17 protein-coding genes are annotated in these 23,006 nt (G+C 51.0%); 12 read left to right on the forward strand and 5 right to left on the reverse strand.

Annotated features, from left to right (window positions below; all coding sequences use genetic code 11):
• Positions 1-60 precede the first annotated feature (60 nt).
• Together R3187_RS16160 and map are read left to right on the forward strand one after the other, a co-directional pair.
• The gene (locus tag R3187_RS16160) at positions 61-312 is read left to right on the forward strand and encodes a ParD-like family protein (protein ID WP_318968094.1); all 252 of its coding nucleotides are present in this window, start codon (positions 61-63) and stop codon (positions 310-312) included.
• Positions 293-1,096, forward strand: a complete 804-nt coding sequence (gene map / locus R3187_RS16165) for a type I methionyl aminopeptidase (RefSeq protein ID WP_318968095.1) — start codon at positions 293-295, stop codon at positions 1,094-1,096. The genes R3187_RS16160 and map overlap by 20 nt, the downstream gene beginning before the upstream one ends.
• Here map and R3187_RS16170 read toward each other — a convergent pair.
• Both R3187_RS16170 and gorA read right to left on the reverse strand, forming a co-directional pair.
• A complete protein-coding gene (locus tag R3187_RS16170; RefSeq protein ID WP_318968096.1) occupies positions 1,068-3,071 on the reverse strand; it encodes an alkaline phosphatase family protein in 2,004 nt (667 codons plus the stop codon). The genes map and R3187_RS16170 overlap by 29 nt on opposite strands.
• Positions 3,072-3,079: 8 nt before the next feature.
• The gene (gene gorA / locus R3187_RS16175; RefSeq protein ID WP_318968097.1) at positions 3,080-4,435 is read right to left on the reverse strand and encodes a glutathione-disulfide reductase; all 1,356 of its coding nucleotides are present in this window, start codon (positions 4,433-4,435) and stop codon (positions 3,080-3,082) included.
• Between the two features lie 197 nt (positions 4,436-4,632).
• On the opposite strand from gorA, the gene prlC reads away from it, so the two are divergent.
• The 6 genes from prlC (at position 4,633) to R3187_RS16205 (ending at position 10,262) form a co-directional block, all read left to right on the forward strand.
• Positions 4,633-6,723, forward strand: a complete 2,091-nt coding sequence (gene prlC, locus R3187_RS16180; protein ID WP_318968098.1) for an oligopeptidase A — start codon at positions 4,633-4,635, stop codon at positions 6,721-6,723.
• A gap of 70 nt (positions 6,724-6,793) precedes the next feature.
• Positions 6,794-7,282, forward strand: coding sequence for a hypothetical protein (locus R3187_RS16185; RefSeq protein ID WP_318968099.1), 489 nt, complete (start codon positions 6,794-6,796; stop codon positions 7,280-7,282).
• A 25-nt stretch (positions 7,283-7,307) separates the two neighbouring features.
• Positions 7,308-8,048, forward strand: a complete 741-nt coding sequence (locus R3187_RS16190; RefSeq protein WP_318968100.1) for a DNA-3-methyladenine glycosylase I — start codon at positions 7,308-7,310, stop codon at positions 8,046-8,048.
• Positions 8,048-8,800, forward strand: coding sequence for a class I SAM-dependent methyltransferase (locus R3187_RS16195; RefSeq protein ID WP_318968101.1), 753 nt, complete (start codon positions 8,048-8,050; stop codon positions 8,798-8,800). Before R3187_RS16190 ends, R3187_RS16195 begins: the two co-directional genes overlap by 1 nt.
• 49 nt (positions 8,801-8,849) lie before the next feature.
• Positions 8,850-9,323, forward strand: coding sequence for a peroxiredoxin (locus tag R3187_RS16200; RefSeq protein WP_318968102.1), 474 nt, complete (start codon positions 8,850-8,852; stop codon positions 9,321-9,323).
• A gap of 57 nt (positions 9,324-9,380) precedes the next feature.
• Positions 9,381-10,262, forward strand: coding sequence for a hypothetical protein (locus tag R3187_RS16205; protein WP_318968103.1), 882 nt, complete (start codon positions 9,381-9,383; stop codon positions 10,260-10,262).
• A gap of 51 nt (positions 10,263-10,313) precedes the next feature.
• On the opposite strand, the gene R3187_RS16210 is transcribed toward R3187_RS16205, so the two are convergent.
• Positions 10,314-11,219: a glycosyltransferase family 2 protein gene (locus R3187_RS16210; protein WP_318968104.1), complete on the reverse strand. Its 906-nt coding sequence runs from the start codon at positions 11,217-11,219 to the stop codon at positions 10,314-10,316.
• A 23-nt stretch (positions 11,220-11,242) separates the two neighbouring features.
• Complete coding sequence (locus R3187_RS16215) at positions 11,243-12,169, reverse strand: glycosyltransferase family A protein (protein WP_318968105.1); 927 nt, start codon at positions 12,167-12,169, stop codon at positions 11,243-11,245.
• Between the two features lie 180 nt (positions 12,170-12,349).
• On the opposite strand from R3187_RS16215, the gene waaA reads away from it, so the two are divergent.
• Complete coding sequence (gene waaA / locus R3187_RS16220) at positions 12,350-14,362, forward strand: lipid IV(A) 3-deoxy-D-manno-octulosonic acid transferase (protein WP_318968106.1); 2,013 nt, start codon at positions 12,350-12,352, stop codon at positions 14,360-14,362.
• Positions 14,363-14,491: 129 nt separating this feature from the next.
• Positions 14,492-16,720, forward strand: a complete 2,229-nt coding sequence (locus tag R3187_RS16225) for an SEL1-like repeat protein (protein ID WP_318968107.1) — start codon at positions 14,492-14,494, stop codon at positions 16,718-16,720.
• 96 nt (positions 16,721-16,816) lie between these two features.
• Here R3187_RS16225 and R3187_RS16230 read toward each other — a convergent pair whose 3' ends face one another.
• A complete protein-coding gene (locus tag R3187_RS16230) occupies positions 16,817-19,156 on the reverse strand; it encodes a S8 family serine peptidase (RefSeq protein WP_318968108.1) in 2,340 nt (779 codons plus the stop codon).
• A 399-nt stretch (positions 19,157-19,555) separates the two neighbouring features.
• Here R3187_RS16230 and R3187_RS16235 point away from each other — a divergent pair, with 399 nt between their 5' ends.
• Together R3187_RS16235 and R3187_RS16240 are read left to right on the forward strand one after the other, a co-directional pair.
• A complete protein-coding gene (locus R3187_RS16235) occupies positions 19,556-20,737 on the forward strand; it encodes an NAD(P)/FAD-dependent oxidoreductase (RefSeq protein ID WP_318968109.1) in 1,182 nt (393 codons plus the stop codon).
• Positions 20,738-20,999: 262 nt separating this feature from the next.
• Positions 21,000-22,040, forward strand: a complete 1,041-nt coding sequence (locus R3187_RS16240; RefSeq protein ID WP_318968110.1) for a hypothetical protein — start codon at positions 21,000-21,002, stop codon at positions 22,038-22,040.
• Positions 22,041-23,006 lie beyond the last annotated feature (966 nt).

Genomic DNA, 23,006 nt, shown 5'->3' on the forward strand with positions numbered 1-23,006 from the left:
ATATATGATTCGTATATTGCATGCCGCCACATTGGTATGCCACCAGAGCGGAGTACTACCTTGGGTATTGTTAAAATTGCCGATGAACTACATGAAGAAATCCGTAAAGCCAGTGGCGCGATGTCGCGTTCTATTAACGCCCAGGCAGAATTCTGGCTGAAAATGGGTATGCTGGCCGAGTTGCATCCCACCCACAACTACCAGCAACTGCTGCAAATGGTAATGCAGCAGGCGGATGTCAAAGCCGCCGGTGTCAAAGCTGCTGCTGTGCAAGAGCTGACAGGAGCAGCCGATGAGCGGCGTTCAGCTTAAAACCCCGGACGAGCTGGCGCTGCAGCGCGAAGCCGGTCGCTTGCTGGCGCAGGTATTTGCCATGCTGGACAGTAAGATAGCGGCCGGCATGTCTACCCTGCAAATAAACGAGCTGGCCGAGCGCTATATTGTCGACGAACTGCAGGCCCGCCCGGCCAGCAAAGGCCAGTATGGTTTTGCTTACGTGCTGAACACCTCGGTGAATGAGGTGGTGTGTCATGGCGTGCCATCGGCGACGCAGCTGTTAAAAGACGGCGATATTGTTAATGTCGATATTACCCTGGAAAAACACGGTTTTATTGCCGACTCCAGCAAAATGTACTGCATTGGTGAGCCGGCTTTTCTGGCACGCCAGCTGGTAGAGGATTGTTACCAGGCGTTGTGGCTGGGCATTAAAGCCGTTAAACCCGGCGCCCGCTTAGGCGATATTGGCTTTGCCATTGAGCAATTTGCCAACAGTAAAGGCTACAGTGTGGTACGGGAATACTGCGGCCATGGTATTGGCCGGGAAATGCACGAAGAGCCGCAGGTGCTGCACTACGGCAAGTCCGGCACCGGCATGCAGTTAAAGCCAGGCATGGTGTTTACCATCGAGCCGATGCTGAACCAGGGCACTGCTAAAACGAAAACCAAAAAAGACGGCTGGACTGTAGTCACCCGCGATAAAAAACTGTCGGCGCAATGGGAGCATACGGTAGCAGTAACCGATAGCGGGGTTGAAGTGCTGACACTACGCGCGGAAGAGCATACTATGGTTATTCCCAGCGGGCTTCATCTTCGTTGATGTTAAAGGCCACAACCTGGCCTTTGGCGCCAAGCTGCATTACCCGTTTTGGCGAACCATCGGCATTAAGTTCCACCAGGCCAATACCAGCCATATTAAGTAACCGTTCGCCAGCTTTGGCATTATCTGGTTTATGCGGCACAACTCTCATTCGCCGGCGTTTAGTTAGCCAGTTTAATGGTGAGCGGGGTGAATACAGCCAGCGGTTTAACCGGTCTAATATATCCAGCAGCCGTCCCGGAAACTCGTTTTTTAAACCACTGCTGGTGATCTGCCAGATATCCGGCCCTCTGTCACGGCCCCGCAGATTAACTTCGTATACGAAAGAGTAGTGGACATCACCGGATAAAATAATAAAGTGTTTTGGGGTTTTCGGATGGCGGAAGATATTCATCAGCGCATAGGCAGTACCGCGGTGCGCCATCCAGTTTTCTGCATCGACCATCAAGGGCTTGCCCAGTAAGGTAAATAGCCGTTGAATACCCTCAATCAGTTTCACGCCAAATACCGGTGCCGGCGATACCAGCACCACGGCATCATGGCCGATTAAATCCTGTTGCAATTCACTAATGGCTTCCCAGTCCAGTAAACCAGACGGATTTGCCAGCGCCTGCTCAGAACGCCAGCGTCGGGTACGGGTGTCCAGTACCAACAGTGGTGGCTCGGTTGGCCACTGATAATGCCATTGGTTAAAACGCAGCAGCTCAGTAATAAGTTGCTGATGTTGCAAAGTACCGCTGTCGTGCAGTGCCAGCTCAGCCTGCTGTAGCAGGTCCTGGCTAAACCGCTGGGGCGCATTGCCCCAGGCCTGACACAACAGATAGCCTATTAACGCATTGCCGATAATCCGGCGCGAAAACGGTTGCTGATAAGCCGTTTGCTCCCATTCAGCGCTGAGGTTCCAGTCGTCGCTGATATCATGATCATCAAAAATCATCGCGCCGGGCAGATGGGCCAGCACCCGGCGCACGTTGCCAAGACCGGCGGCAAACCGGCGGATAACAGCCTGCTGCTGACTGTATTGCTGTTGCTCATCTTCAGTAAGGTTTGCGCTAAGATCTGGCGTAAGCTCGGTGGCATTGGCTAACCAGCCTGCCGGCGACCAGACCAGCAAATACATGGTCATTACCTCGGCCAGGCTGATCAAATGATTACGGGCATTGTCAGAGGTGAAAACTGGTTTTCTGGCGCCTTTAAACAGCTGAGTCAGCACCGCCTGACCGGCTGCAGTTTTTGGCAGCAGGCTGTCACGGTGGTAATAGTGCGGCTGGTTATGATGCAGTACTGATGCCAGGCTGACCGTTGAGCAGGGAAGGCTTTCATCTGCGAAATCCAGCTGCTTAATCAGCTGATGAATTGCTCTTAGCATCGGGGCGGCGACATCATCAGCATAAACCTGATCGCCGCTGTGTAATAATACCGCCGGCCACTGTTCTGCTGGCGTTTGCTGTAAATGTAAGTCGGCTGCCAGCAGACCATCGGCAGCATCATAATGCGGTTTGCGGCACGAGCCATGCAGCAGGCTGTGTAGCTTGGGCTGAATAACAAAACCCGGCGTACTGCGCCCCGGGTATACCAGATCGGATGCCCAATGGCGCCAGCTAAGCCATTCTGGCTGCTGGTCCGGCGCATTTGAATCTGTCTCGGGCTGCGCAGCCAGCTGCAGATCGTAGCCAATCCAGCGCGCAGTCGGTAAAGGCTGCTGCAGAGGAATATAAATCAGCTGCAAAAACAGCTTGCCGGCAGAGCGGATACTTTGACAATACTGTTGCATTTGTTCTGCAGTAAAATGACGTACATCTTCACCGTCCGGGTAAAGATCCAATTGCAGCTGCACTGGCCGGCTGGTTGCCAGCCAGAGCGTCAGGCCGGTTGGCGTTATTTTGCGCAGCAGCGGCCCAGCCAGCACCAGCGGCAACGTACTGTTAGCAGATAAAGCATTGTTGGCAGATATTGCTGCTGCGGATACTGACATCTATACGGTCATCTTAACGTTACAAACTCTTCTGCACTGGTGGGGTGCAGTGCCACAGTGGCATCAAAGTCTGCTTTGGTAGCGCCCATTTTCATCGCTACGGCAAAGCCCTGCAGCAGTTCATCCATGCCCTCGCCAATACCGTGCAGGCCAACAACTTTTTCGTCTTTACCGGCACATACCAGCTTAAAGCAACTTAACGCCCGGTGGCTGGTTATGGCGTTATACATGGCGGCAAAGCTGGAGCTGTACACTTTAATATTGGCATCGCCATATTGCTCGCGGGCCTGCGCTTCGGTTAAACCAATAGTACCGATAGGCGGGTGGCTGAATACAATGGTTGGAATAAGCGAGTAGTCCATATGCGCGTCGGGCAGCGCCGGGTTAAACAGCCTTTCTGCCAGCAAGCGGCCGGCTTTGACGGCCACCGGGGTAAGCTGCGCTTCACCGGTAATATCGCCCACGGCATAAATACCTTTAACATTGGTATTCTGATATTTGTCGGTACGGATATAGCCCTGGTTATCGGTATGGACGCCGGCTGCCTGCAAATTCAGGTTGGCTGTGGCCGGAGCGCGGCCAATAGCCCAGATCAGGCAGTCTACGTCAGTAAATTCAGTACCGTCTTCGCAGCTGACGGTTAATTTACCATCACTGTTTTTCATTACTTGTCTGACATTGGTATGCTTATGCAAGGGCAGCTTATCCTGCTTCATTCTTGCCAGCAGCATGTCGGTCATGTCAGGGTCAAAATCGCGCAGTGGCCGGTCATGGCGGATAAGCAGATGACTGTCAGTGCCGAGTGCATGCAACACACCGGCAATTTCGACGGCGATATAGCCTGCGCCTACCACCAGGGCTTTTTTGGGCTGAGTTGTCAGCGCAAAAAAACCGTCTGAGTCGATGCCGTGTTCAGCACCGGGCAGATCCGGGATCAGCGGCTCGCCGCCTACTGCAATGCTGATATGATCAGCAGTGATCTGTTCGCCGTTCACTTCCACAGTGTTAGCGTTAACAAAGCGGGCAAAGCCTTCGATAAGTTCGACGCCGTTACTGGCAAAGCCGCGCTTATAGCCGGCATGAATGCGTTCAATATAGGCCTCACGGTTTTTAACCAGTGTCCCCCAGTCAAAGCCGTTATCGGCCAGCTTAAAACCGTAATCGGCGCTGTACTTAAGCGCTTCAGCAATATGGGCACCATACCACATCACTTTTTTTGGTACGCAGCCGACATTGACACAAGTACCGCCAACGGCTTTTGCTTCAATCACTGCGGCACTGGCGCCACGCATCGCCGCCCGGTTAGCTGAGGCAATACCACCACTGCCGGCACCAATTGCCAGATAATTAAAATGCCTTGCCATATTTTTGCCCTTATTATTCAGAAATATTCAGAAAATGAAAAATGCATCTGCGGCTTTGCCGGATATACGCCAGATATAAGACTTAACGCCTCTAAAAACAAGGATATTGCGACCAGCATACCCGCCCCTGCCTTGACAAATGGTGCTGGCAACCCAAGATAGGCTTCATTATCAGCGCTATTGGCAGGACACTTTTTATGTCGCAATCCTTATCAGAACAGCAAACCCTTGCAGCAGACAACAACCCGTTACTGACATTTACCGATTTACCGCCATTTTCAAAAATTAAACCGGAGCAGGTAAAGCCGGCGGTAGAGACTGCGATTGCTGCATCGCGTCAGGCGGTAGAGCGGGTGCTGGCTGCCGCTGACATTAGCTGGCACAGTCTGGTTGAGCAACTGGAACAGGACAGTGATCAGCTTGGCCGCCTCTGGTCGCCGGTATCGCATTTAAACTCGGTAGTAAACAGCCCCGAGCTTCGGGAAGCGTATGAAAGTTGTTTACCACTGTTATCCGACTTCAGCACCTGGATTGGTCAGCACGAAGGCTTGTATCAGGCTTATCAGACGCTAAAAGCAAGCGATGAGTTTGCTACGCTAGACCCTGCCCGGCAAAAAGTCATCAGCAACGCCCTGCGTGATTTTAAATTATCCGGTATTGGTTTATCGGCTGAGAAAAAGCAGCGTTACGGTGAAATTCAAAGCCGCTTATCCGAGCTGAGTTCCACCTTTTCCAATAATACTCTGGATGCTACCGAAGCCTGGTTTAAACACATTACCGATGAGCGTCTGCTTAGCGGGTTACCGGAAGATGCCCGCCTGGCCGCTGCCGAGGAAGCGAAAAGCCGGCAGCTGGATGGCTGGGTATTTACCCTGGAATTTCCCAGCTACATTGCGATTATGACTTATGCGGATAACCGCTCGTTACGCGAAGAGTTTTACAGCGCCTATTGCACCCGGGCCTCTGATCAGGGACCGCATGCCGGCAAGTTTGATAATAGCGCTATTATCGATGAAATTCTGGCTCTGAAACACGAACTGGCGCAGCTGCTGGACTTTGCCAATGCCGCTGAAGAGTCGCTGGCCACCAAAATGGCGGATAGCCCGGCGCAGGTGCTGGACTTTTTAGCCGATTTAGCCCGGCGTGCCAAACCACAGGCCGAGCAGGATCTGGCTGAGCTGACTGCCTTTGCCCGTGAGCAGTTTCAGGCGGCGGCGCTGGCAGCCTGGGATGTCACTTATTACGCTGAAAAACTGAAGCAGGCCCGCTATGCTGTGTCCGATGAGCAATTGCGGCCCTATTTTCCGGAAACAAAGGTGGTGCCGGGGCTGTTCCGGGTGATTAATAAATTGTTCGGCATTACCGTGACCGAGCGCAGCGGGGTTGATGTCTGGCATCCGGATGTGCGCTTTTATGATATTACCGACAGTAACGGTGAGCTGCGCGGCAGCTTTTACCTGGATCTCTATGCCCGCAGTCAGAAGCGCGGCGGTGCCTGGATGGATGACTGTCGTGGCCGGCGCCGTTTGCCAGATGGCAGCATTCAGACCCCGGTGGCGTATTTAACCTGTAATTTTAATAAACCTGTTGGTGGTAAGCCGGCACTGTTTACCCATGATGAAGTGGTGACCTTATTCCACGAGTTTGGTCACGGCCTGCATCATATGCTGACAAAAGTAGATGCCGCTGCCGTTGCCGGTATCAGCGGTGTGGCCTGGGACGCCGTGGAGCTGCCCAGCCAGTTTCTGGAAAACTGGTGCTGGGCGCCACAAGCGCTGGCTATTATTTCCGGCCATTATCAAACCGGCGAGCCGCTACCGCAGGATTTACTGAATAAAATGCTGGCGGCGAAAAACTTCCAGTCGGCAATGTTTTTAGTACGCCAGCTGGAGTTTGCCTTGTTCGATATGCGGTTACACAGCGAATACAGTGACGCTTATACCGATGCCGTCGGCGCCCGGGTGCAGCAACTATTGGATGAAGTACGCAGCGAAGTGTCTGTTATCGTGCCACCGCGGTTTAATCGTTTTCAGCACGGTTTTGGTCATATTTTCGCTGGCGGTTATGGCGCGGGTTATTACAGTTATTTATGGGCCGAAGTATTGTCGGCTGACGCCTTCAGCCGTTTCGAAGAAGAAGGGGTGTTTAACCCGGCTACCGGCCGTGATTTTTTAAGCTGGATTTTAGAGCGGGGTGGCAGTGCCGAACCGATGGAGCTGTTTAAAGGCTTCCGCGGCAGAGAGCCGTCAAATGAGGCCTTATTGCGGCATATGGGCATTACCGGCTGAAATGTTAACATTTAATTAATTGCTAATTCAGTTTTGCTCTGTCAGGATTATCCTAAACAGGAGGTCGCGTATGATGAAATATCAACTAGTGTTACTGGCATTGTTACTGGCTGTGGCAGGGTGCCAGCAGGGTCAGGCAGCAAATGACGGGCGCCTGCCGCCAGAGCCGCTGGTAGAACCTATTGATCCGCAGAAAGATCCGATTGCCGCTGTTAAAGCGAAGGAGAAACAAATGGCCATATTAACCGATAGCAGTGATGTCGACAGATTACGGCGTGAAGCGCTGGCATTAATTGGCGACGCCAAAGCAGATGATAATAGCCAATGTCGGGTAACGGGCTTTGGCCATAAACCCTGTGGCGGTCCGGAGCAATACGTGGCGTATTCAACCAAAGACGGCAACGAAGCTGAGATCCTGAAAAAAATTGCTGCGTATAACGCTGCTGCCGAAGCGGAAAATATCCGGCTGGGCCGGATGTCAGATTGTGCTGTAGTACCGAAACCCGCCGTAGAGCTATCGGGTGGTCAGTGCAAATTGGTAAAAAATAGCAGTTATTAAGGCGTCAGCAACTTAACGGAGCAGTATGGCCGGTGCAGTAGAACAATTCAGCGCGATTTATCAGCGCGCCTGTGAGCGAAAAGGTGGCGAAGCGGCGTTACAGGCATTAACCTCTAAACCACTGGCGCCGGCCAGACTGGCCGCACTATCCGACAGCCTGCTGCTGGCAGAGCTGACCAAAAAAGTGTTTCAGTCGGGCTTTGTCTGGCGGGTGGTACGGCAGAAATGGCCCGGCTTCTGTGAGCTTTTTTTTGATTTTGATATTGAGAAAGTACTGTTGCTCAGCGATGAAATGCTGGAGCAAAGAGCTGCCGATCCCCGAATTATCCGTAATTTAAATAAAGTATTTACCATTCGCGATAACGCGCTGATGATTTTCGACATTCAGCAGGGAGCAAAGCAGGAAGTTCAGCAGGGAGCTCAGCAGGAGCAGCAGAGCTTTGCCCGGTTTATTGCTGACTGGCCCACCGACAATATTATCGGCCTGTGGGCTTACTTAAAAAAACATGGCGCCAGATTGGGTGGCAATACCGGCCCTTATGCCTTGCGCGCTATCGGTAAGGATACCTTTATTCTCAGCCAGGATGTCGAAGGCTATTTGCGGGCATATGGAGTATTTGATGGCGGCCTGACCAGCCAGCGTAGCCTGAAGCAAATTCAGCAGCAATTTAATCTGTGGCAACAGCAGTCGGGTTTAAGTTTGCAGGAAATCAGTCAGATAGTGGCATTGAGTTGCGGTGAAAACTATGCCGGGATGCAGCGCTGATGTTAACCATTCCGCTGCTGCAAAATGCTGAATTAAATGAACAATACCGCCATACGCTGCAACAGCAATTTAATCTGAATACGATAACCACTGCCGCTGGCTGGTACCTGAGTGTGCAACAGGGTGCATTGGTGCTGTTAAATGCGGATCTGCCAAAGCAGGGCGCGATTATGGTTGATTTCGCCAGTGGCGCCAGCAGCTACCGGCGCCAGCACGGCGGGGGTAAAAGCGAAGCCATTGCCAAAGCGGTGGGCCTTAATAAGAAAAGCCAGCTAAGTGTGCTGGATGCAACGGCGGGCCTGGGCCGGGATGCCTTTGTGCTGGCCAGCCTGGGCGCAACGGTCACTCTGGTAGAGCGAAATCCGGCCGTTGCCGCGCTATTGGCGGATGGTTTGCGCCGAGCTGAAGCTGATCCCCAATTAACTGAGGTGGCGGCGCGGATGCAGTTGCGTCATTGTCCTGCAATGCAGGCGCTGCAAAATAGTACCGCGGTAGATGTGGTATTTCTGGATCCGATGTTTCCGGCAAGGGAGAAATCGGCCCAGGTAAAAAAAGAAATGCGCGCTTTTCATGACGTAGTGGGCAGCGATGATGATGCCGATAGTTTACTGGCACCGGCACTGGCACTAGCGCAAAAGCGGGTGGTGGTAAAGCGGCCGGGGTACGCAGGCTGGCTGGCAGATAAAGCCCCCACTATGACTGTTACAGGTAAGAATAACCGTTTCGATGTATATGTAAATGCTGCCATATAGCAGCGTAAAAGAATCAATAACTCAAAAAACAAACTCAGGGGAAATACCAATGATTAAAACCGGCGATAAATTACCAGAAGTCAGTTTTTCACAACTGACGAAAGAAGGCGTAATGAACCCGACTACCAGCCAGATTTTTGCCAATAAAAAGGTCCTGATGTTCGCTGTGCCGGGTGCCTTTACACCTACCTGCTCTGCTGCCCATTTGCCAGGTTATATTACGCTGGCCGATCAGATTAAGGCCAAAGGGGTGGATACCATTATCTGCACCGCAGTAAATGATGCCTTTGTTATGAGCGCCTGGGGCAAAAGCCAGAATGCTGAGGAAATTGTGTTTTTAGCCGATGGCGGCGGTGCTTTTCATACCGCTACCGGCCTGACCATGGAAACCGGCGATTTTGGCGGCGTGCGCTCGCAGCGCTATGCCATGCTGGTTGAAAATGGGGTGGTAACCCAGCTTAATGTTGAAGCGCCAAAAACCTTTGAAGTCAGTAAAGCCGAAGTAATGTTAGCGGCGCTGTAAAACTTTGCAGCGTAATCTGCTCTTATGGGTGATTACGCTATTTCAAGAGATTCTGACATGACAGTCTTATCGACGCTGAAGCGTCATTTTCAGCGTAAACTTAAATCGTTAAGTGGCCTGCCGTTGCAATACACGGCACAGACGGTGTTGACTAAACAATGGCAAAAGCGGAAAACGCTGAATCGACGTTGCCATAATCTGGCTGGTGAGCTGATAGTCAATCTGACCTCATATCCACCAAGATTTAATACCTTGCATCTGACTTTGAAATCGTTGCTTTTGCAATATGTCACAGCTGACAAAGTAGTGTTGTGGCTCTATAAGCCTGATTACCAGCAGCTGCCAGCAGACGTATTAGCCTTAGAACAGCAAGGGTTAACGATAAAGTTGGTTGAGCAGGATATTAAGTCGTACAAAAAGCTTATTCCTGCGTTGCAACACTACCCTGATGCCTACCATGTCACTGCTGACGATGATATTTACTATCGCAATGACTGGCTGGCCGAGTTACTGGCGGGTTACCGGGGGGATGAGCGGGAAATAGTCTGTCTGCGTGCTCACTACATAACCCTGGATAGTGAGGGTAACTTACTACCTTATCGGTTCTGGCAGGCAAAAACAGAACAGCGTGGACCAGATAATCGCTTGTTTTTTACCAGTGGCGCCGGTGCATTATTCCCACCAGGTGCATTGCACACGGACGTAACTAATGCTGAAAAATTTTGCCGCCTGTCACCCCATGGCGACGACATTTGGTTGTATTGGATGGCGACATTAAACGGCTGTGCCATTCATCGTACCGGCAGCAATAAAAAATTGATTGTTTGGAAAAGCAGTAAGGGCGTGACGCTGTGGCAGCTGAATAAGCAGCCAGATAGTGGTAATGATTTTCAAATCAAAAACATGGTTGATAAGTATGGGCAACCGTCCTTTTATTGACTTCCCAATAAGCGATACTGTTTCAAACGCTGTTTTCTTAGCATTGAGAGGTTAGGTAGGCTGCTTAATGGCAATAATCTGCCAGCCATCGGCTCGGTATTTATCGACAATAGCGCTGCGGGTTCCGCGGTGATCCTGGGTCTGGTAGGTAGCGACTTTTAAGCGGCCGACGGCTTTACCAAAATCTGGCCGGCAACTCCATAACGACTGATCATGTTCCGGGTGTGGCGGTACCAGCGTTTTAATACCGCCATGTTTTAACGCCATATAGGATAAATGAATATCTTCGCCATTATCCCAGTATGCCGGCTCTTCAATCCACATATACCTGACATAGGCTTTGCGCATAAACCAGGCGTGCCCTACTAAATCAACTTCGGTTACGTCGGTATTCTGGGCACCGTTCCAGCCCGCTTTGTTTTTGCTGGAGTAACCGCCGCTTTCAGGCAGCAATACGCCAGAGCCGCCCAGAATGCCGTCATGACCATTTTCAATAGTTTGCAGGCAATTCTCAAACCAGCGTGGCTGCGGCAGAATATCATCATCAAAAAAGGCGACAAACTCGGTACGTACCAGACCGGCCAGCGCAAAGCGGCCCCAGAATAAAAAGTTGGTATTAGAAACGATCACCCGGTCGGCCAGCGCCGATACATCAAGCAGTGGATCTTCACTGCGGTTTGACCAGACCCAGATTTCATCTGGTGGTATTGTCTGAGCGCGCAGGGCTTTAATTTGCTCTGCTAAATACTCGGCCCGCCGGTACGCGGTCAGGATAACTGTTATGCCGCCATTTTTTGCCGGTGGCATCGGTGGCGCGTCGCGGTTAAATTCGATGGTATCAGCCGGTTGCGCCAGTTTGCGTTTTACGGCTCCGGATAACTTAACCCGCCAGAACCCCATTATCCGGGTGTCCCACCACCAACGTATACGTTTACCAACAGTTTTTTTTCCGGCCATAACTGTCTCTGCTACCCGCAGCGTTATTTATTTATCAATGCCGATTTAATCCGGCGAATGGTTTTACGAATAACCGACACCTTACTGTCCTCCTTGTAACGGCCTTTTTCGGCGTGGCGGATAAGCAGCAGGTTTGGCAGGGCTATCGGCACGCCCTGGGTACCCAGTAACCAGCGCACTGCCCGATCTTCATAGGTTTTGGTCCAGTGGAATTTCGGCTTCTGGTACACGGCTAAATCGGCACAGTAGCCACAGTTACGCGCTACTTCACCATGAATAATCTGAATAGCACCGGTAGCGCGGTCAAATTTCCGGGGTTTAAATTTGGTTTTATCCACTTCCAGCAATTCGGTTTTATCTTTACCGGCTGAAATCATCGGGTCAACCTCGGTCAAAAGCGGGGTAACCAGCAGGGTATCCGGAAATAACAGAATTTCCTGGCGACCTTTTAACAGCTGTTCCAGGGTGTCCAGGCAGTTCTCATGAAATACCATATCGCAGTCGGCGAACCATACCCAGTCCGCTTTAGTCTGCTTGGCGGCACGGTTGCGGCCTATCGCCCGACGTAACAGCAGCGGCGTCGGTAATGGCTGAAAGTTCCATTCCACATTTGGCACGCTGAGCGTCTGGAAATGCTGCAGCAGTTTCGCTGTTGCGACATCTTCTTCTGAGTAAAACACCGTAAAACGCAGCTGCATATTGGTTGGTGGATACTTGACCAGCGAACTGAGCTGATAAACAAAGAAGCGGGCATAGTTCCAGCAGTGGGTTACAATTTCCAGCTTGATATTGTCATGCACTACCGGCAGTTCACTTTTCACCGGTTGGTTTTTTATAAAAGCGCTGGCCGGAAAATAGCCCGAGGCGGCAAAGCGCAGCAAGACTTCTTTGATATTATCGAGCGGGGTCGCTTTGTCGAAAGTGGTGTTGTCTGAATTGACAGTAGGCATGCACAACTCCAGCGCGTGGTTTTCGTTCGGCTCTGCTAAGATAAACCGGCTTAAAAGGAGAAAAAGTTTAGCATTAAAGCCGATATCACAACAGATTCTTTTGGTGTCGCTGGCTGATATTTGGCATCATAGCGCTTTTCGGCAGCATCAATTTACTGCCAGCTCAGGTGGGATTTTATTATGGCTCAGGCGTTAAGCCGCTTTGCCTATCAGCTGTTACTGTACATTGGTTTACTACCGCTACTGGGGTATCTGCTGTGGCGCTCATTGCGTGATAAGCGCTACCGGCAACGGTTGGCTGAACGTTTTGGCTGGCTGCCTGCTGCTGTAAAACCCGGCGGTATCGTGGTACATGCGGTTTCGGTAGGCGAAACGATAGCCGCCATTCCGTTAATTAAGCAGTTGCAACAGCAATACCCAAATCAGCTGATTACTGTCACCGGTACCACGCCTACCGGCAGCGCCACTATTCAAAGCCGGCTGGGCGATAGCGTGCAGCACTGTTATCTGCCGTTTGACTACCCGGGGGCCGTTTGCCGTTTTCTGAACCGCTTACAGCCACAACTTATCGTTATTCTGGAAACCGAGCTGTGGCCCAATTTGCTGCAGCAATCTCATAAGGCGATGATCCCGACCGTACTGGTTAACGCCCGCTTGTCAGCCCGCTCGGCCAGCGGTTACCGGCGCTTTGCCTGGCTTACCCGGCCGGCGCTGCAGCAGGTTAGCTTATTACTGGCTCAGGACCGGGCCAGTGCCCGTCGCTTCCGGGCGCTTGGCCATACCCGGGTTCAGGTCGCAGGTAACTTAAAGTTTGAGCTGAGCCTGCCTGCTAATCTGCAGCCGGGCAAGGAGATACTCGCGCCGGCACTGGCCGAACGGCTGGTATGGGTGGCTGGCAGTACGCATGAAGGCGAAGATGAGCAGTTAATTCAGCTGTATCGGCAGCTGGCGCAACAATTCAGTAATTTGTTGCTGGTGCTGGTGCCACGCCATCCGGAGCGTTTTAATAAGGTGGCAGGTCTGGTGACTGATGCCGGCCTTAACTTATGGCGACGCAGTGCAGGCGGTTTACCTGCGGCTGGCACACAAGTTGCGCTGATAGACAGTATGGGAGAGTTGCTGGCCTGGTATCAGCAGGCCAGTTTGGTATTTATCGGTGGCAGCTTAATCGGCCGTGGCGGCCACAATCCGCTGGAAGCGATTTGTTTTGGCAAAGCGGTGCAAACCGGTCCGCACTATTTTAACTTTGCCGATGCCTATAACCAGCTGGCGCAGCGCCAGGCGGTCAGCATTGTCGAAAATGCCAGTCAGCTGCAACATAACACTGCCCACTTGCTGGCAGATTCCGCGCTTCGCGCACAGCAGGGCGAACGGGCCCGTCAGTTTTATCAATCGCAACAAGGCGCTGTGGCGCGCAGTAGCCAGGCAATAGCGGCCTTGTGCGGTGACAGCCTGCAGCATATCCGGCGCCATGCTGACGGTAGCCAATTGTACTGGTATCGCACTGATATTTTCGATGATATCGGCGCGACAAAATTTGATCCACGCTGGTGGCAGCAACAGCAGGCAGTAACAGGCAGTTCGACCGGCCGCAATACGGCCTGGTTTGTCCGGCATTTACATCAGGGGCGCCAACATCACTTGGTACTGCGCCATTATTATCGTGGTGGTCTGGCGGGCAAAGTTAATAAAGACCGGTTTTTCTATCAGAGCGCCCTGTACAGCCGCGCGATGCAGGAATTCAGCCTGCTGCAATGGATGCGACAGCAGGGGCTGGCAGTGCCCACGCCTGTTGCCGCGCGTTATCAGCAGACAGGGCTTAGCTACCGGGCTGATTTGCTGATTGAACGGATAAACGGGGGGCGCGATCTGGCCCATATTTTACATAATGAGCGGGCCCTTACAGAACAGGAATTACAGGCTGTTGGTGCGGCCATAGCGCGCTTACACGATGCCGGGGTCGACCATACTGATTTAAATTGCCGCAATATTCTGCTCGATAACAGCGGCACCATCTGGTTGATTGATTTTGATAAATGCCGGCGTCGTTTGCCGGGGGACTGGCAGCAACAAAACCTGCAGCGCTTGCTGCGATCTTTTAATAAAGAGCAGACAAAACTCAGTCCTTTTCACTGGCAGCCAGCAAACTGGCAAAATGTTATTAAGGGCTATCAGCAGCAGAAAAGCCGTTAAACCCGCATAAATAGCGCTTTGTCGCAGTTTTTGCCTGCTGTTTTACCATTATTTAACGCTTATATAATGGATTAAGCTGTTGGTGTCTTAGATGAACTTTGGTATAACTATGCCAGCGGAGGGGCATCTATGCGGCTAAATATAATAACAACAGCATTGCTCGCAGTCAGTTTGGTGGCAGCAGCAGATAATTCCGAAATAATGGCAGAAGCTAAAACAGCTTTTCAGGACGGCAGACATGCCAGGGCGGTAGAGCTTTGGCAGAATCTGGCAATGGAAGGTGTAAAAGCGGCACAGTTTGAGCTGGCTAAAGCCTATTCATTAGGCCAGGGGGTCGAACAGGATCCGCTGCAGGCCTCGTACTGGCTGGAGCAGGCAGCATCTGACAGCACTGATTTTGCAGAGCTCGCTGAGGCACGGCGCGATATTGAGCAAGGTGCGGCAAAACTCAGGGCGGAACAAAGCAGCGAAGTGGTAACAGCTGCGCCTGACCGCCAGTCGGTTGTGGTAGCTGCCACCCCTGCCAGGCGTCCTGCAACGGCTAACAGCGCAGAGCTGCAACTTGGTACCAGCAATCCGGCTGCCGCTCTGGCGGCCGCACAAACCAGCAAGCAGAGTCAGAGCGATGCCAATGCCGCAGCTGAACGAAGTGCTGATAAAGCGACAATTAATACGCCTGTGGCCACCAGCGCTGTCAGCACCGTTGATATTGGCTCAGCCAGTTTTGACAGCGGCATGCGCGCCTTTAACCGTGAAAATTACAGCGAAGCTCTGGCTCAGTGGTTGCCCCTGGCGCAAAATGGTCACCTTGATGCCCAGTTTAATCTGGCGGCGCTCTATGCTAACGGTCTCGGCATGGCGGTCAATTTTACCGAAGCAGCCAATTGGTTTGCTGCTGCTGCCGAGCAAGGAATGGCCAGCGCGCAATATCATCTGGCGACACTGTTTGCCAATGGCCGTGGCGTCAGTAAAGATGATGCTCAGGCCGTGTATTGGTACAATCAGGCTGCTGCGCAGCAACATATATTAGCGCAGTATAATCTGGGTTATATGTATGCCAATGGTCGTGGGGTAAGCCAGGATGAGCGAGCCGCGCTTAACTGGTTTGAAAAAGCGGCCCGCCAGGGCGATGTCGATGCCCAGTTTATTGTAGCCAACCGCTATAGCGATGGCCGCGGTACTAAAGTAGATATGGCACAGGCGGCAGGCTGGCTGCAACAGGCATCCGCGCAAAACCATAGCCGGGCAGCTTATCAACTGGGCTTATTGTACCGTGATGGTGTTGGTGTCAGTAAAAACGATGACACCGCCTTTAAATTGTTTTTAAAAGCGGCTGAACAGGGGTTAGCTTCAGCACAGCGTGAAGTCGGCGCCAGTTACCTGCAGGGCCGTGGTATCCGTGCCAATACCAGCCGCGCTAAAGAATGGTTGGAGCAGGCAGCTGCTCAGCAGGATGGCGATGCCAGTTATTATCTGGGTATGTTATTACAGCAAAGCGGCAGGCAGGAAGACTTAAGCCGGGCAGTCGGATTATTCGAACTGGCAGCCAGCCAGGGCTCAGCCAATGCCCAGTACCAGTTAGGCTTGTGTTACACCAACGGTACTGGCGTTGCGGTAGATGAAGCTAAAGCATTTAGCTGGTATGAAGCTGCAGCAAAACAGGGGCTGCCAATTGCGCAGTACACCACCGCCTTGCGGCTGGCTAATGGTACCGGCACGGCCCAGGATGATGCTGCCGCTGTCAGCTGGTATCAGCAGGCCGCTGCCCAGGGCGAAGTCTTTGCGATGTACAACCTCGGCTTTATGTATGCTAATGGCCGTGGGGTGGCTCAGGATGAGCAGCAGGCCGTTTACTGGTATCAGAAGGTAGCAGAAAGCGGCGATGCCGACGCCCAGTTCAATATGGGACTGCGTTTTGAAACCGGCCGTGGGGTCAAACAGAATGACCAGCAGGCTGTTTACTGGTATCAGCTGGCGGCTGATCAGCAGCATAGCAGGGCGCTGGCACATCTGGGCTGGCTGTATGAAAAGGGCTATGGTGTACCACAAGACGAAGCTCGGGCACTGGCACTTTATCAGCGCTCGCTTGATGCCAAAGTACCACGGGCGTTAACAGCACTGGGCATGTTTTATAAAAATGGCCGGCTGGTTAAAGCGGATGACAAAAAAGCCGTAGAGCTGTTTAGTCAGGCTGCAGAGCAAGGCTATGCCACAGCCCAGTATAATCTGGGCTGGATGTATGAAAACGGCCGCGGCGTAGGCCGCGATTTAATTAAAGCCCGTGACTATTATCAGCTGGCCGCAGCGCAGGACGAACCGCTGGCTAAGGCGCAGTTGCACCGGTTGCTTAACCCGTAACCATTAACCTGTTACAAGCTACAGTTCGTACTGAATTGAACTGCAACAACAAAAAAGGGCGCCAATGGCGCCCTTACTCTTTCCCGGCAATAGCGTTTAAGGCTTATATTCTACGACCAGTTTCAAACCACTGAAGCTGCTGTAAGCCCGCAGACTGACATGATAAGTCGCTGCTTGCGGATTGGTGAAACTACAGCTTTCGTTGTTGCCGTTTTTATATGGCCGGCAATCGTAGCTGGTCGTGGTCGGTTGGCTGCCGCGACGCACATATAAATCTGCATCACCGGTGCCGCCAGAGCTGTTGACAGTTAACGTGCTCATCCCGGCCGGTACGGTAATGGTGTAATGCAGCCAGTTGCCGGTTGTAGCCGTCAGATTGTCTAAGGTGCCACCGCCGCCATTGTTGCCCCCACTGGCTGGTGCGGTATAGTCTGCCGTCAGCGATACCCCGGAATAAGCGCTGTAGCCGCGCACCATCACATGGTAGACACCGGCTTGCGGGCTGGCGAAGCTACAACTTTCGCTGTTACCGCCTTTATATGGCCGGCAGTCATAAGCGTTGGTAGTGGGCTGGTTGCCAAACCGAACATATAAGTCAGCATCACCGCTGCCACCTGCCATATTGAAGTTCAGATTTGTCGCGCCAGCCGGTACCGTGATCGTAAAGTACTGAGCAGAGCTGGCTGCACCGGATAAACTGGTTTTTGCTACCCCTTTAACCAGTTCATTATCTGCCGGTGGGGTGGTCCCGCCGCCTGAACCACTGCCATCACAACCTTGCTGATTAATATAATCATAGGCGGCTTTAGTCCTGACCAGGCCATGACCATAAGAGTTGTCACGTCCTGCGGTACCTAAATCTTCTGCTGTAACAGCCAGCACGTTCCGGATCTGGGCATTAGTACATTGCGGGAAATGGCTCCATACCAGCGCAGCCACACCGGCAACATGCGGAGAAGCCATTGAAGTGCCGCTCATCAGGCCATAATTGCTGGCGCCTGAGCTGACATAGGCTGTTTGCCCTATCCGGCTCATCAGGGCCTGGCCGACTGCCTGAGTTACTGCCACCGCCGGTATACTGGTGCCAGGGTTGTCGCCCAGGGTGCCACCAAAATCACCTGTGGTGTTGTTATAAATAATAGCTGCTAAACCGCCACCATTTTCACAGGACTGCACCTTCTGGACAAAACTGACACTGCCCCGTTCAATTACGCAGATTTTACTGGCTACATTGGTACAGGTTGTCTCACCCAGACCGCAGCTGGCAAGAGCAGCATTGGCACTGCCATCAGTAGAATTGGTCATTGGCGAGCTGGCATAGTCGGTACTGCCAACGCTGAGAATCGCTTCCAGACCGGTACCTTCAGGATAGGTCGAGCGGATATCGACACCCGGTGCCGCCAGTTCTACCTGAGTGTTGCGTTGGGAGAAGTCGGCCAGTTGTTTGTTTTTATCAATCGCCGCAACAGAGACCACCGCATCATAAGATGCCGGATAAGACATCACGGTATTGCCATCGTTACCGGCGGCTGCAATTAACAGCACGCCCTGATCAAAAGCAGCTTGCATCGCGTTGCTTTCAGTGGTGTTAGCACCACCGCCACCCAGGCTCATATTAATAACGGTAGAGCCATTGCTGACACAGGTATTAACCGCATTAGCCAGTGAAGAGCTGTAGCCCCAGCCTGCTTCGTTAAATACCTTAACAATATGCAGTTTAACATTGCCGTTTGGCAATACACCGACCATGCCAGTGCTGTTGTTTAATGCGGCGATAGTGCCGGCAACATGGGTGCCGTGCGGACCGCCATTGTCATACCAGTTACCGGTGCCAGCATCATTAGTGCCGGTAATATTACCAGTTAGAAAATCTTCATGTGGCAGGTCTAAACCCGAGTCAATAATGCAGACTTTCTGATTTGAGGCAAACTGATCGCTAACCTGATTGGCCTGCACCATGGTGAACCCATAAGGCACCTGCTGCGCCAGCGGGTAACGTTTTAAATCTTCTTCAACATATTGCACAGTTGGATCGGCTTGCAACGCAACCAGCTCGGCATCGGTCAGATCGGCAGCAATAGCAGATTGCGGGGCCAGTACATGGTGTACCTTCAACCCTTTGCTTTGCAGCTTACCGGCTACCTGCTGCAACGCATAAGCGGCCTGTGGTGATGCATTGCCCGGGGCAGCATACTGGCTGGATGTAGCAACACCTGCAAAAGCATCCTCTTTATATTTAATAATATAACGCTTGCCAGATTGGCTATTCAGAGAAGCAAACGTCTTGCCTTTGTTGGCTTTGCCGACACTGGCTGGGGCGGCACTGGCATAAGGCCTGGCCTGGGCTGTATCGGCCAGCACGGTCGGCGCTGCCAGAATAGTAGCCGGCAGACAAAGCACGGCGAGCTTACTAAGTTTAAATTTTGGCTTATACATGGGTACACTCTTATTGTTTATAGTAATTATCAGAATTAAGTCATGAAATTCCTGGATCGGATGACCGCATAGCGCAAACCAGCGCTAACATCAAAGTTACTATTAACCAAAGTGTAACTAAGTGTAAATCCGTGAAATGGTGACAACTGTTAACAATGCGACCGGCACTTTTACTTTGTTTCCGGAAAAGGGCTTTATTACGTTTGGCTAAAAAAGCAACAAGTCAGTCAGTACAAGCCGGAGCAGCCAGTGCTGTGTTACAGTTAAGTGACGCCTTTTATAACTAATGGCTATTAGTTAGGCGTAAACTGCATAAGCGTTAAAATTATTATTTTGGTATTTGCATCTGCTGAACCAGTCGCCGACAATAGCGTCTTTTCAGCAGACGGGCAGCAAAGCATGCAGCAGTGGGATGTAATTATAGTGGGTGCCGGTGCCGCAGGCCTGATGTGTGCGATAGAGGCCGGCAACCGTGGCCGCAAGGTGTTGTTGCTGGATAACGGTAAACGGCCGGGCCGGAAAATTCTGATGTCAGGCGGTGGCCGCTGCAATTTCACTAATATTTACAGCAGCCCGGAAAACTTTCTGTCGCAAAATAAACACTTTTGTAAGTCGGCACTCAGCCGCTATACCCAGTGGGACTTTATTGCCTTAGTCCAAAAGCATGGTATTGCCTATCACGAGAAAACCCTCGGCCAGCTATTCTGTGATGATTCGGCCAAAGACATTGTCGAGATGCTGCTGAGCGAAGCCAAAGCAGCCAATGTGCAACTTGCGCTGCAACAGCAGATAACCGCCGTCAGCTTTGCCGATGGTAAATACACCGTAACTACCCCTGAGCTAAGCCGGCAATGCCAGAGTCTGGTGGTGGCCAGTGGCGGCTTAAGCCTGCCCAATTTAGGTGCTACCGCCTTTGGTTTTCAGCTGGCCGAGCAGTTTGGTTTAAAGGTGTTGCCACTGCGCGCTGCGTTGGTGCCCTTAACCTGGCAACCGAGCGATAAAGCGGTATTTGAGGAAATCAGCGGTGTATCGTTGCCGGTTACCGCCGAAGCCAATGGCACGCTGTTCCCGGAAGATATGTTGTTTACCCACCGCGGCTTAAGCGGGCCGGCGATATTACAAATATCGAGTTACTGGCAGCCGGGCGATAATGTCATCGTCAATATGTCGCCGGACACCAATGTGGCAAATTTTCTGGCCAGCCAGCAACACGCCCACCCGGAGCAGGAAGTTAAAACTGCACTGGCAAAATTGCTACCGAAACGGCTGGTTGAAAAACTGTTGGCACTGAATGTATTCACTAACCAGCCGCTGAAAGCGTTAAACCCGAAAACCATCCAACAACTCGCCGATAATTTGCATGCTTATGTCTTTAAGCCCAACGGCACCGAAGGCTACCGTACCGCCGAGGTAACCATTGGCGGCGTCGATACCGATTATTTATCGTCAAAAACTATGGAAGCGAAACAGCAACCCGGCTTGTATTTTATCGGCGAAGTGGTCGACGTCACCGGCTGGCTGGGCGGCTATAACTTCCAATGGGCCTGGGCCAGTGGCTGGGTTGCGGGGCAGTACTGTTAGCTGTTTTATGAGATTCTAAATGGAAAAATAATAACGCCATAGAACCCTATTAATTGGCAGCCACTCTTCATTGATTTTTATTCTAAATGGATAAATTTAATAGAATGATCTCATCACAGAAAAAGATGGTCAATTAAGTTGTCCCCAACCTCTCATTTAACTCCTTAATCATCACTCCAAGTCATGATTTCGTTTTGACTGCGTTTACACGCAACCACCTGCATCTATAATCACCTCAACTCCATTCAACGATGAAAAACACATGCCGCAAGAATCAGCTCAATTAAATAAAAACTTGTTAAAGCACCTCAGACGCCAAAAGTGTGAAACACAAGCTGCAACAGCTGAAGCGTGTTTTATTGGTTTAAGGCAGTTTCAAAATATCGAGAAAGACGGATGTACTACAACCAGAGTTATCAATTCATTAGCCAAGCACTTTGGTATTCCCGCTAAAGAGCTGAGCACAAACATAAGCCAAGATAACTCACTATGGTATATCAAAAATCCTTATTCTTCCGTTGGTGAGATTGTCAAAGGATATTACGCAGTCATTGATGATATAAAAAAAATTGCCAAAGGTTTTGCAGAACATTCTGTGCCACGATTAAAAATCGTCGATGGTAATCGAGTCAAAGAGATATCTATTGCCTTTGGTGAGCAAGAGTTAAATTGGGCCTTAAGACCATTAGAGCTTAACGAGAAAATCGGTTTGTTATGGACTGATCTTTCTGAATGGCAACAAGATACATGGGAAGACATCCGAGAAGAATTGCTTTACGGCTGTGTTGAAGAAGTTTGCTTAAACGGTACTCCACTTGTTCCTGAAGGAGCAGTTCCTAAATTTATTGTTGAGTTTAGAGAGATCGGTAAACGCCAATTAGTAGACACCGGCTATCGCATATTTAATTCTGCAGCTGAGTTTCGTGTTTCGTTCTCACAGTGGCTAGATACAATCCCTTTATTTTTTGAGCCTACTCGCTCTGAGCTTGGATTCCTCAATATGGCATACGACTTCAGATACGAAATGACAAAAACAATACGGATCAAAAAGGTCTGGGTGAATGAACGTGGTGAAAGCATGAAAGCACCTTGGTCTGCAGCCAATATAGATAGCCTGATAAAAGCGATGACTGATAAAACAAACGGTAGACGAAACTGGCCATTACCTATAGGCATTAACGAAAATTTTGATGGTGAAGAAGTAGCACCATTCGAGCCAGATGTTACCTACAGAAAAGTAACTGAAATACCTGAAATAGATTTTTCGATCACATTCGAGCAACTCAACCCTAATGCTAATTAAAAAGGAGATTAGTATGGCTAAATCAAGAAACCCAGCACCCGTTAATGGCCCAAGTAAGACAGGCGAAAAGTCAGGTGGAGGACGCGGTAATAACCCACCGCGTGGCAAATAAATGTCGAGTGAGTATCAAGAAGGCTATAACGCCTATTGGAAAGGTTCATCCAAGGCAGCGAATCCATACCACTGGTCAAATACCACTTGGTGGATGGTGGAAGAATGGGACAGAGGTTGGGAGGCGGCTCACAATGACAATTATGATGATGACTAATCGAATGAGCTAAAACATGAACTGACCTGCCCTTGTGGCATCATCGAAAACAGACAGGCTACTTCGTGATGGTAGAATGTTTTATGAAACTCTAAGTATGAGAAATTTGTGCTTCGGACGTCTATTCACTCATGCTTAGAGTTGTAGTAGCTACTATCAGATCTGACAGTATATTCGAGAGGCTTCGATCTGCCCTGATAGTCAGTTATGAGCGAAAAGCGGATGTAACGCTCAAAGCAGCTGCGCGGTACGCGTCGGCTGGCTTTGCTTGTTAGCAGCCCACACCGGACTTGCGCGGATTGCCGCACTGGCAACCCCGAACAACGGCAAGCTGCTATTAATTAAAAACTACACCGGTTAACTGCGACACAGCGAGCCAACCGGAACCTGTAAAACTGTTAAGCGAAGCCAAGAAGAACAACGCTACCGCCACCACCGTTTGCAGCAAACCGACAAACTGGCGAACTTTACCTTTTGGCGCTGCCGCTAAGAAAACCAAACGCGAGCAAAGCCCGAACAAAACGACTGACGAAAACCCTTAAAACCAGAAAACCTGCTAACGCTTTAGTGTTTTATCCGGCACGTTGTTCAGAGACGGATAAACTCCTGTTGAACGGCCCGGTTCACTTAATTTTTGGTATAACTGATGCTAATGGAATTTGTATTTTTAGGGAACAATTAATTTACAGGATTGTGTA

This window comes from Arsukibacterium sp., assembly GCF_033721375.1.
GTDB lineage: Bacteria > Pseudomonadota > Gammaproteobacteria > Enterobacterales > Alteromonadaceae > Alishewanella.

Excerpts from the sequence above, each read along its gene's own strand:
- map (WP_318968095.1), top strand. The coding sequence starts at position 293 with ATGAGCGGCGTTCAGCTTAAAACCCCGGACGAGCTGGCGCTGCAGCGC.
- R3187_RS16170 (WP_318968096.1), bottom strand. The coding sequence starts at position 3,071 with ATGTCAGTATCCGCAGCAGCAATATCTGCCAACAATGCTTTATCTGCT.
- gorA (WP_318968097.1), bottom strand. The coding sequence starts at position 4,435 with ATGGCAAGGCATTTTAATTATCTGGCAATTGGTGCCGGCAGTGGTGGT.
- prlC (WP_318968098.1), top strand. The coding sequence starts at position 4,633 with ATGTCGCAATCCTTATCAGAACAGCAAACCCTTGCAGCAGACAACAAC.
- R3187_RS16185 (WP_318968099.1), top strand. The coding sequence starts at position 6,794 with ATGATGAAATATCAACTAGTGTTACTGGCATTGTTACTGGCTGTGGCA.
- R3187_RS16190 (WP_318968100.1), top strand. The coding sequence starts at position 7,308 with ATGGCCGGTGCAGTAGAACAATTCAGCGCGATTTATCAGCGCGCCTGT.
- R3187_RS16195 (WP_318968101.1), top strand. The coding sequence starts at position 8,048 with ATGTTAACCATTCCGCTGCTGCAAAATGCTGAATTAAATGAACAATAC.
- R3187_RS16200 (WP_318968102.1), top strand. The coding sequence starts at position 8,850 with ATGATTAAAACCGGCGATAAATTACCAGAAGTCAGTTTTTCACAACTG.
- R3187_RS16205 (WP_318968103.1), top strand. The coding sequence starts at position 9,381 with ATGACAGTCTTATCGACGCTGAAGCGTCATTTTCAGCGTAAACTTAAA.
- R3187_RS16210 (WP_318968104.1), bottom strand. The coding sequence starts at position 11,219 with ATGGCCGGAAAAAAAACTGTTGGTAAACGTATACGTTGGTGGTGGGAC.
- R3187_RS16215 (WP_318968105.1), bottom strand. The coding sequence starts at position 12,169 with ATGCCTACTGTCAATTCAGACAACACCACTTTCGACAAAGCGACCCCG.
- waaA (WP_318968106.1), top strand. The coding sequence starts at position 12,350 with ATGGCTCAGGCGTTAAGCCGCTTTGCCTATCAGCTGTTACTGTACATT.
- R3187_RS16225 (WP_318968107.1), top strand. The coding sequence starts at position 14,492 with ATGCGGCTAAATATAATAACAACAGCATTGCTCGCAGTCAGTTTGGTG.
- R3187_RS16230 (WP_318968108.1), bottom strand. The coding sequence starts at position 19,156 with ATGTATAAGCCAAAATTTAAACTTAGTAAGCTCGCCGTGCTTTGTCTG.
- R3187_RS16235 (WP_318968109.1), top strand. The coding sequence starts at position 19,556 with ATGCAGCAGTGGGATGTAATTATAGTGGGTGCCGGTGCCGCAGGCCTG.
- R3187_RS16240 (WP_318968110.1), top strand. The coding sequence starts at position 21,000 with ATGCCGCAAGAATCAGCTCAATTAAATAAAAACTTGTTAAAGCACCTC.